At 67.3% G+C, this 9,611-nt stretch carries 6 protein-coding genes; 1 reads left to right on the top strand and 5 read right to left on the bottom strand.

What is annotated here, in order from left to right:
- Nucleotides 1-141: 141 nt before the first annotated feature.
- From gap to ACMZ6R_RS09255, 3 genes are all read right to left on the bottom strand, one after another.
- Entirely contained in the window at nt 142-1,125 is a 984-nt protein-coding gene (gap, locus tag ACMZ6R_RS09265; protein WP_416110650.1) for a type I glyceraldehyde-3-phosphate dehydrogenase, read from the bottom strand.
- Between the two features lie 138 nt (nt 1,126-1,263).
- Nucleotides 1,264-1,743, bottom strand: a complete 480-nt coding sequence (locus tag ACMZ6R_RS09260) for a hypothetical protein (RefSeq protein ID WP_416110648.1) — start codon at nt 1,741-1,743, stop codon at nt 1,264-1,266.
- Nucleotides 1,744-1,755: 12 nt separating this feature from the next.
- A complete protein-coding gene (locus ACMZ6R_RS09255) occupies nt 1,756-2,370 on the bottom strand; it encodes a hypothetical protein (protein WP_416110646.1) in 615 nt (204 codons plus the stop codon).
- A gap of 163 nt (nt 2,371-2,533) precedes the next feature.
- Between ACMZ6R_RS09255 and ACMZ6R_RS09250 the strand changes: the two genes are divergently transcribed.
- Nucleotides 2,534-3,004: a hypothetical protein gene (locus ACMZ6R_RS09250; RefSeq protein WP_416110644.1), complete on the top strand. Its 471-nt coding sequence runs from the start codon at nt 2,534-2,536 to the stop codon at nt 3,002-3,004.
- Between the two features lie 129 nt (nt 3,005-3,133).
- On the opposite strand, the gene ACMZ6R_RS09245 is transcribed toward ACMZ6R_RS09250, so the two are convergent.
- Together ACMZ6R_RS09245 and ACMZ6R_RS09240 are read right to left on the bottom strand one after the other, a co-directional pair.
- A complete protein-coding gene (locus ACMZ6R_RS09245; RefSeq protein WP_416110642.1) occupies nt 3,134-7,588 on the bottom strand; it encodes a translocation/assembly module TamB domain-containing protein in 4,455 nt (1,484 codons plus the stop codon).
- On the bottom strand, nt 7,551-9,374 hold the full coding sequence (locus ACMZ6R_RS09240; RefSeq protein WP_416110640.1) for an autotransporter assembly complex protein TamA: 1,824 nt from the start codon (nt 9,372-9,374) through the stop codon (nt 7,551-7,553). Before ACMZ6R_RS09240 ends, ACMZ6R_RS09245 begins: the two co-directional genes overlap by 38 nt.
- Between the last annotated feature and the right edge of the window lie 237 nt (nt 9,375-9,611).

The following is a 9,611-nucleotide window of genomic DNA, read 5'->3' as shown; positions in this document are numbered from 1 at the left end:
TTTTTGAAAAAAGGGTTCCCCTCTCGCGCTCTCCCCTCCCAAAAACTTTTTAACGATAACAGACCGTCACCATTAAAAGTCTTTAGAAAGGGGGTCCGGGGGGAAACCTTTCTACAGAAAGGTTTCCCCCCGGTTCTTTCTCTAAAGGCTTGCCACCTTTTTGATCAGGCGCACGAGCTGGTTGGTGAAGCCGGATTCGTTGTCGTACCAGGCCAGAATCTTGGCCATGGTGCCGTCGAGGACCTGGCTGGCCTTGGCGTCGACCACGCCGCCGTGGGTGTCGCCGGTGAAGTCGATGGACACCAGCGGCTCCTCGGTGAATCCTAGGTTCTCGCCGGAGGCGGCTTCGAGCACCTTGAGCAGCCCGGCGGTGTCGGTGGGCTTTTCCAGTTCGCAGGAGAAATCCACCAGGGAGACGTTGGGCGTGGGCACGCGGATGGACATGCCGTCCAGGCGTCCGGCCAGGGCCGGGATGACCTTGGTCACGGCCCGGGCCGCGCCGGTGGTGGTCGGGATCATGGACAGGCCGCAGGCCCGGCCGCGCCGCCAGTCCTTGTGGGAGCCGTCCAGGATGCGCTGGCTCATGGTGTAGGCGTGGATGGTGGTCATGAGGCCGTGCTTGATGCCGAAGGCGTCGTTTATGGCCTTGGCGATGGGGGCCAGACAGTTGGTGGTGCAGGAGGCGTTGGAGATGATGCGGTGCTCGGGCCGCAGGTCCTGGTCGTTGACGCCCATGACGACGGTGATGTCCTCGTTTTTCCCGGGGGCGCTGATGATGACCTTTTTGGCGCCGGAGGCCATGTGCTTTTCGCAGGATTCCCGGTCCACGAACTTGCCGGTCGTCTCGACGACGTAGTTGCAGCCGCAATCCCCCCAGCGCCATTCGCCGCCGCCGTGGCGGGTGATGGTGACGGGCTTGTCGTTTATGATCAGGCCGTTTTCGCTCGGGGTGACAGTGCCGGCGAAGCGGCCGTGCACGGAGTCGTATTTGAGCAGATGGGCAAGCTGGGCGTTGTCGGCCCGGGCGTTGATGGCCTTGATGGTGATGTCGGGATCGCCGGCAACAAGCCGCGTCAGGTATCGTCCGATCCGGCCGAATCCGTTGATGCCGATCGTAACCGCCATATCCGTGTCCTCCTGGGATGGTTCGTGAGGTATCGGTGGGAAGCGCGTGGGCACGGCCCGCAGGCGCGGAAAATTATAGGCCGGGTCACGGTTTTGTGTCAATGAAACGTCGTTCTTTCCCGATGGTTAGACGTCTTGTCAAGACGGGGCGGACGACCGCGGCCAGGAGGCGGCCTGGGCCAGCCTGGCCGAAACGGCCAGGGCGGTCAGGGCGATGTCGCACCAGGCCAGGGCGGAAAGCGGCGAAACCGTGTAGAACCGCCAGGCCATCTCGGCCGTGGAGGCGTCGACGGTGGGAAAATCGCCCAGAAGCGGCCAGAAAAGGACCGGAGCCCGCACCACGTCGCAGACGAGGTGCAGGCTCCAGAAGGCGGCCACGACCAGGGGCCAGGAAGCGGGCAGGCGTGCCCGGCGGCAGATCACGGCGAAAAGCCCGAGAAAAAGCGCGCCGCCGATCAGGCTGTGGGCGATGCCGTGTCCCGGCAGGCCGAAAAAGAGCTTGAGCGGCTTGTCGATCCAGTCCGACCCGAAGGCGGCGATGACGCACAGCGCCAGCGGTGCGCGGCGAAGGGCGAACTGGTTGCCGAGCGAGCCCAGGGCGGCGTGACCGAAGACCATGGATACGCCTTGTTATTGGGGCAAAAGCCAGTTCTGGTCGATTGTGAACAGGGGAAAAGCCGGCTGGGGTTCCGGCGCGCCCCGGACCATGGAGTCGTAGCAGGCCTTTTCGTCGGCCATGGCCCGGTTATCCGAGAGCCGGATGACGTTGCCCGTGGGGCCGTCATCGGTGGCGGCGCCGAAATGTTCGAGCAAAACGTCGATGCCCTTGGTTTTGTTGGAGCCGAAGACCCATCGATATCCCTTATATTTGCTGCCTTTTTTCGAAGACAGCGGTGTGGGCACGCCGTAGCGGGAAGTCATCTCCTTGGCCAGCTTGTCAAAGGCGGCCAAAGAGCCGTCGGCGTAGAGCAGGCGCACGCGCATGACGCGGTTGGTGGTGGCGCAGCCGCCGAGGATCACGTAGCCGGCGCTAAAACCCTTGGTCGGCTTGAGGTTGGCCCGGATCAGCCAGGGTCGGTTCCAGATGGGGGCCATGCGGGAGATGTCGAGACGGTCGCGCAGACTTTCGGCGTCCGCGCCGAGGGTGATGCCGGCAAGCTTTGTGGGGGCCTTCTGGGCGCAGGCGGGCGCGGCCAGGGCCAGGATCAGGATCAGGGCGAGCAGGGCCGAAAGGCTTCGGGTCATGTGAGGCTCCTTTGGCGGTGTTGGCGGATTGCGGCCTTCACAATGCCCGGGGGTGCGCGATTGTCAAGGGCGCGGGCTTGCCGGGCGTTGCGCCATGGCGTAGAAACGACGCTATCCGTCCGGGCGCGTCGCCCGCTTGTTCCATTTTAAGGAGATTGTCGACATGACCAGAAAGGCCCTGCTTTTGGCGTTGTTTTTCGTTCTTGTGGCGTTTCGCGTTCCGGCGTTCGCGGCTTCCGCGGTGTCCCCGGCGGCGGGCGGAACCTTCGCCCATGCCTGGACCAGCTATAATGACCAGGAAAAGCGATCCTTCATGTTCGGTCTGGCCACGGCGGTGCGGATCATGTGCACCGACGTGAGCAGCATCAACAAGGGCGCCAAACCCCAGGAGATCGAGCAGCATTTCCGCAGCTGCTTCAATTCCTATGTCGGCGTGGATCCCGGCAGCGTCATCAGCGCCATGAACACCCTGTACGCCGATCCCAAAAACGCCATGATCCCCATCGACGGGGCCTACAAGATCTCGCTTATGCGGTTGCGCGGCGACAAGGTGGACGAAATCATCGTCCAGTCCCGCAAGTACGGCGAACGCATCAAGCAGGAGCTCGACCAGCAGCGCAAGGCCGGTAAATAAGAGCCAAAACGGCGCGAGAGGGGAAACCCTTCGAAAAGGGCCGTCGCCCCTCTCGCGCTCTCCCCTTCCCCAGGTGTCCGCCTTTACGGACGCTTCCTCACTGCACGGGGGCGTTCCCGAACGTGTCCCTCAATAATCCCACTTCCAGTTGACGCCCACGCCCTGCTTGTTGTCCGCGCCGACCCGGCTGTCCACGGTGATGTTGGGGGTGACCTGCACCTCCACGGAGACGGCACCGGTCTGCGCGCCCATGCCTTGTTCCACGCCCACGGTCACGCCCTTGGTGATTTCCTTGCCGGCCTTGAGCACGGTGGAGGCCATGCCGGTGCCCTTGCCCGAGACCAGGGACAGCTGATCGAGGCCGAGGATGCGCCGGGTGCGGGCCAGGATGCTGGTCGGCGTGCCGCCGGCGTAGAGCGAGGCGGCGGCCTGGGCCAGCTGAGCCGCCTGGATCGGGGACAGCGCCTTGGCGGACTGTCCGAACAGAATGCGCGAGAGAATCTCGTCGTGGGACAGCGTCGGGGTCGAAACCAGCTTGATGGACGGGGTGGTCGCGTCGCCGGTGATGGAAACCCCGGCCGTGACGTCCCCGGAGGTATTTTCGGCCAGGATGTCGAGGACGGGGGCCGGAGGGCTGCCGCCGTTGAAGGTGACGTCGCCCTTGGTGATCTCCAGGTTGCTGCCGAAGAGTTCCACCCGGCCCTTGGCCACGGAATACCTGCCGACCACGACCGGCGCGGCGGCCGTGCCCGTGACCTTGACCTTGCCTTCCCAGCGCGATTCCAGCCCCATTCCCCGCACGTAGACCGCCTGGCCGAGCGCGGCCGTGATGTCCAGGTCGATGCGGCGGGCGGCGGCCGGCGGCGCGTGATGTTTGGCTTTTTTCTTCGGGGCGTTGGGGTCGTTGACGTAGGTGACGGGGATGACCACCACGTCCGGCGGGAGCGAGGTCGGCAGGTTGATGTCCGCCGGGCCGATTTCGATCGTGCCGCTCGCCCGCATGCGGGACAGGGTGCCGGCGACGGCCAGACTCCCGTTTGCCGTGACCCGGGCCAGATCGAGCCCGGCCACGCGCAGGTGGTTGAGCTTCAGGTTCAGGTCCACGGGGCCGTTTTGTGGGTCCGCGATGCCGACCCTGCCGGTCAGGGTGAAATTGCCGCCGTGGCCGTCCTGGCCGGAGGCCTGCTCGATGGCGATGGTCCCGCCCGAGGCGTTGGCCCGGAAGGTCAGATTGTGCAGCACCAGCCCAGCGTCAGCGTTTTCGAGCTTCTTGGCGGCCAGGGCCATCGAGCCCGTGACCGACGGCGCGGCCAGCGTGCCGCCGATGGCCATGTCGGCGGTTAAGCGGCCGACGATGCGGGTGTTGGCCTGGGCGAGAAGTCCCGCCATCTGCGACAGGTCGCTGTCGGCGGTGATACGCCCCGAAAGCGCGCCGTGCGGCGGCACGTCGAAGGCGAAGGGCGAAAGGGCGAAGCGGACGGGCAGGGCGGCCACCACGGTGACGGCCTCTTTCTTGCCGGTCGGGCCGACGGTGGCGCGCGCCTCGGCCTTGCCGCCGGAAACGGACGCCTTGGCGGTCACGGCGAGCGTCGGCAGCCCGGAGCCCTTTTCCGAGGCCATGGACAGGTCGTTGACCGCGACCTCGGCCGTGAGTTCCGGCTTCGCGGCGGAACCGGCCAGGGAAATAGCCACCTGTCCCGTGCCGCCAAGTCTGGCCACGCCAAAGGAGGCCAGCATGGGCAGGGAAAGGTGCGTGATGGAAGCCTTGCCGGAAACGGACCGGGGCGACAGGCTGCCGGAGGCCTCGATTTTCGCCTTGTCGAAGGTCAGGGCCAAGGCGTCGAGACGCGTGCTTACGCCGTCGATGGTCACCGTGGCCGGGCCGGTCAGGCGGAATTTTTTCGTGTCCAGGCTCCCGTCGAGGCTGGACATCGTGATCCGGCGGCCCTTGCCAGCGGGCGAAAGACCGATGCTGGCGGCCAGGGTGAGCGGCTTGCCGCCCGGGATGGTCCCTTTGGCGTCGAGCTTGGCGGAAAGCGTGCGGCCGTCGCCGTGGGCGGCCAGGGACAGCGTTGCCAGATCGAGGCCACCGGCGGCCAGCCCCTTGGCGGCGATGTCGGCCTTGCCCCGGGGATTGCCGCTGACGTCGTCGAGGTTGGCGGCCACGGTCAGGTTGGCGGCGGCAAGGCCGGGCAGGCGCAGACCGGCGGCGGTCAGGTCGCACACGACGCCTTGTCCGTTTTTGCCGGCTGTGGCCGTGGCGGAGAGCGTCAGGCTGCCGGCGAGTTGCTGTCCGGCGAAACGGCCGAGGCCGGCGAGGTTTCCTGCCTTGCCGGAGAGTTTGCCGCTGACGCGCCCGGTTGCCGTGTCGATGACGGCATCCCCGGAAAAGGCGGCGTCCGGGGCGGCGAGGCGCAGTTTGGAAACGGTCAGGCGCGTGTCGCGCAGGGCGTAGTCGGCTTCGAACCGGGCCGATTCGCCCTCGCGCCGGGCGGAAAGCGACACCGTGCCGCTTGGGGCGGCGGCCAGATCGTTGCCCGTGGCCGCAAGTTCCAGTCCGGACAGGGCCAGATCGCCGAAAACGAGGCGTTCGCCCTTGGCCGAAACGGTCAGGCGCGGGGCTGCGGCGGTGCCGGTGGCGGTCAGGTCGAGGGACAGCGCGCCGCCGCTTTTTTCGCCCAGGGCCGGTTCGAGCACGGCCAGATCGGCCACTTTGAGCGCCGCCTTGGCCGAAAGGCCATCGGACGCGGCGTCATAGTCGCCCGAAGCGGCAAGGGTGACCGCCTTGCCATTCAACGCCAGGGATTCGATGCGCGCGCCGGAGGCCGCGAATCCGGCCTTGGCGGCGAGGGTGGGCGACGCGCCGAGCAGGGCGGCCAGGGCCTTGGCGGCTGCGTCCGCACCTTCGCGCGGGGCGAGCCCCGCAAGGTCCAGTTTCAGGGCGGCCTGCCCCTTGCCGGCGGCGTCGGCCGCGATGTCGGCCGCCAGCGCCAGTTTGCCGGTCAGGCGCAAGCCGGCCAGTCCGGCCGCGCCGGCGATGTCGGCCACGGAAATGCCGAGTTTTCCGGTGACCTTGCCGCCGGCGTAGCGCACGTCGCTTGCGCGCACCGCGCCGCCCGCGCCTTCCAGGGCGATGGCGCGGGCGGTGACGGCCCCGTCGGCGGCAAGGTCGGCCGTTGCGGTGAGGCGCAAGGCGTCGCCCAGCAGCGTGGTGCCCTCGGGCCCGGCCAGTCCGTCCAGGTTGCCGGTCACGGTGAGCCCCGCCCCGGGGAAGGGCCCGTCCAGGTCGCCGGCCGGATCGGCCGTGGCGTTGATCGTGGCCGCCCTGAGGGACGTCGGGCCGGCCCTCAAGCCGCCGAGGGTCAGGCGCGCGGTGAGCTTTGGCCGCTTGAGCGGCCCGCTGGCGTCGATGGTGACCGCCGCGTTGCCGGCCAGGGAGGGATCGAGGACGCTCGCGTCCGGCAGGAGTACCGTGGCCGTTCCCGTCATCTTCTTGCCGGTCGCGTCCAGGCCGGCCTTGGCCGTGAGGCTGCCGGCTGCCACATGGGCGGTCAGTTCGTCCAGAAACAGATCGTCGGTAACGATGCCAACGCGGCCGACGAGGGAGAGGTCCGGATGGTCGCCGACCAATCTGGCGGCGGCCTCGGGCACAAGCCTCGCCGACGGCGCGGCGGTCAGGCGTACGGAAAAGGCGGCCAGGGCGTCCTTTTGCAGGGGCACGCCGAGGCCCAGGTCGGCGGTCAGAAATTCCTTGCCGCCAAGTGCGGCCGTCAGCGTTCCCTTCCAGGCGTCAAGCGGGCCGTCGCCGGTCAGGTTCACGGCCAGTCCCCCGCCGTCCGGACCGGCCAGGGCGGCGGCGAGAAGCCCGCCGGGCGCGTCGGCCAGGGACGCCTTGGCCGCAAGCTTCCACGCGGCATAGTTAAGCGATCCGGCCAGCCTGACCGAAAGCGGCTTGTCCCCGTCCAGGCGCGTGGCCGAAAGCGCCAGCCCGACGGCCCCGGCCCCGGATTCGGCCAGCCGTCCGTCGATGCGGATGACCGCGTCCTGGCCGGCCAGTTCCTTGTCCAGGATGAGCCGGCCAACGGCAAGGCGGTCCACGAGGATGGGCGGCAGCCGGGGAAAGCGCGGCGGCCATTCCATGGCCCCAGGCGCGGGTGCCGGGGGCAGGTCCGGAGCGCGGCGCACCCGCACGGTGCCGGCCGCGACCTCGTTTATGAGCACCCGGCCGCCGAGCAGGGCCAAGGGCGACCAGGACAGTCGCGCGTCGGCCACTACAAGCCAGGTGCCTTTCTTGTCGGCCAGGGCGAACCGTCCCACGTTTAAGGAGAAGGGCAGGGTGCCCGAGACGTTTTCGATGCGGGCGGCAAGGCCCGACCCGGCGGAGATGGCCCGCTCGGCCACCCGGGCGGCCAGATCGAGCCCCGGCGGGGTCAGCAGCAGCCCCCAGGCCAGAAGCAGCAGGGTGCAACAAACGGCCAGACCAAGACCAAGCCAGCGCCAGAAGCGGTGGCGGGACCGGGCCTTGCGCGGCTTGGCGGCGTTTCCTCTAGAAGGATTGTCCGATGCTGAAGTAGAATTGGGCAATGTCGTCGATATCCTTGCGCGGGGTCACCGGTGTGGCCACATCCAGGCGCACGGGGCCGACCGGGGTGTACACGCGAATCCCCAGCCCCGCCCCGAGCAGGATCGGCTGGTTGTAGGGGGCCAGGGCGTTTTTGAAGGCGGAGCCGCCGTCGAGGAAGGGAACCACCCCGATCAGCTCGGTGACGCGCCAGCGAAGTTCCGCCGAAAAGGTGAAAAGCGATCCGCCGCCCACGGGGGTCTTGCCCCGCAGCGGTCCCACGGTCTGGTAGGGATAGCCCCGGATGGAGCCGGAGCCGCCGGCGTAAAAGCGCAGGTCCGGGGAGACGTCGTCGCGCTCGGCCCCGATGTTGGCGCCGCCGATGACCCGGGTGGCCAGGACCAGTCCCGGTTTTTCGAGCAGTTTGAAATAGCTGGCCACGGAAAATTCCGGGCGGACGAAGTTCGGGCCGTGGTCGACGGCACCCCAGTAAGGGGAACAGGCCAGACTTGCCAGTATGCCCTGCTGCGGGTCGAGCAGGTCCTTGCGCGTGTCGTAGGTGGCCTCGGTCGGCACGAAGACGAAACCGTAGCGGGTGCCGTCCTCCCAGGGACGCGATTCGTCCTTCTCGATGTAGGAGGCGCGGTAGCCGAGTCCCGCGCCGGCGGTGAGGGTGTCGGTGAAATGGCGGCGCACCATGGCCGTGGTCTGGGCGGTCTGGCCCTTGTAGGCCTTCTTGTTTTCGTCGGCCACTTTGCCCTTGGCCACAAACAGGTTTTTTGGGGCCAGGAAGTCGGGCTTTTCAAAAGTGATTTCGCCGAGTTGCTCGATGGCCGAGCCGGTCGCCGCCACGGAGAGCTTCTCGCCGCCGCCGAAGAGGTTGCGGTTTTCCCAGCTGAGGTTCGCTCCGGGGCCTTCGTCGGTTTTGTAATTGACGCCGCCTTTTACGGTGCGATGCTTGCGCTCGATTACCTTGACCTGGATGGGGGCCTGGCCCGAGGCGTCGAGCGTCTCCGCCGGCTCCACCTGGACCATGGCGAACAGGTCGAGGCCGACGAGTTTCTTGCGGTAGCGGGCCACGAGGTCCGCGTCGTAGGGCTGGCCTTGCTTCCAGGGGATCTGGGCGGCGAGGTAGGCCTCCTTGATCGAGGTCAGTCCGGAAAAGCGCAGCGGGCCGAAGGTCGCCCGGGGCCCGGGATCGATGGTCCAGGCCACGGTCACGTCATGGTTGGCGAAATTGGCCGTGACCGTGCGGTGGCCGATCTTGGCGTAGGGGCGGGCCTGCCGGTGCAGGAGATCGGTGATCCTGGCTTCGGCGTCGACCACGGCCTTGGCCAGAAACGGTTCGGGCACGGGCAGTCCGATCTGCTCCGGCGTCGGCAGCGCGGCGTCCCGGCCCGGATGGTCGGGCGGCACGACAAGGGTCACCTTGGCGAGCGTGAAGCGCGGACCGGTCTCGATGGAGTAGGTCAACACCGCCGGCGAAACCTTCTGGTCGAGGCCGATGGTGATGGCGGCGGCGAAATAACCTTCGGACTGAAAGACCTTGGCAAAGGCCGACTTGTCCTCGGCGGCACGGCGTTCGAGGAGCAGGGCCGAGTCGGGCGGGCTCTGGATCAGGCTTTCCGCCTTGGACACCTGTTTTAAAAGCTCGAGGATGCGGGGATCGGCGTCGCCGGTGTAGCGCACCACGTAGGCCAGACCGCTCTGGGCCGCTTGGGGAGCGGCATACGCGGGCTGCCGGATGCCGGCGCAGACGGCCATGAAGGCGAAAACGGCCCAAAGGGCGGCGGAGGTCCTTGAATGCATGCGCTGTCCGATAGGGGGTGTCTCCTTACCTGCAAAACCGGCCGACGAGAGCAGCCGTAACACGAGCGCAAGCGGCCAAGCAACAGGACGAACGCCGGATCGAGTCGAAAAGGCTCTTTTTTTATTGCCGCAATTACGCCCGGGGACGTTTTCACGATGTCCTCCCGCACAGGGCCTTTTGCGGAAGAGGCAGGACGGCTTGACCCTTCGGGAAGCGATAGCATAATAGGGAATACG

Origin of the sequence: Solidesulfovibrio sp. C21 (assembly GCF_047785625.1) — a bacterium.
Lineage (GTDB): Bacteria > Desulfobacterota > Desulfovibrionia > Desulfovibrionales > Desulfovibrionaceae > Solidesulfovibrio.
Note: the sequence above shows the minus strand (reverse complement) of the source record. Positions and strands in the feature narration are given on the sequence as shown.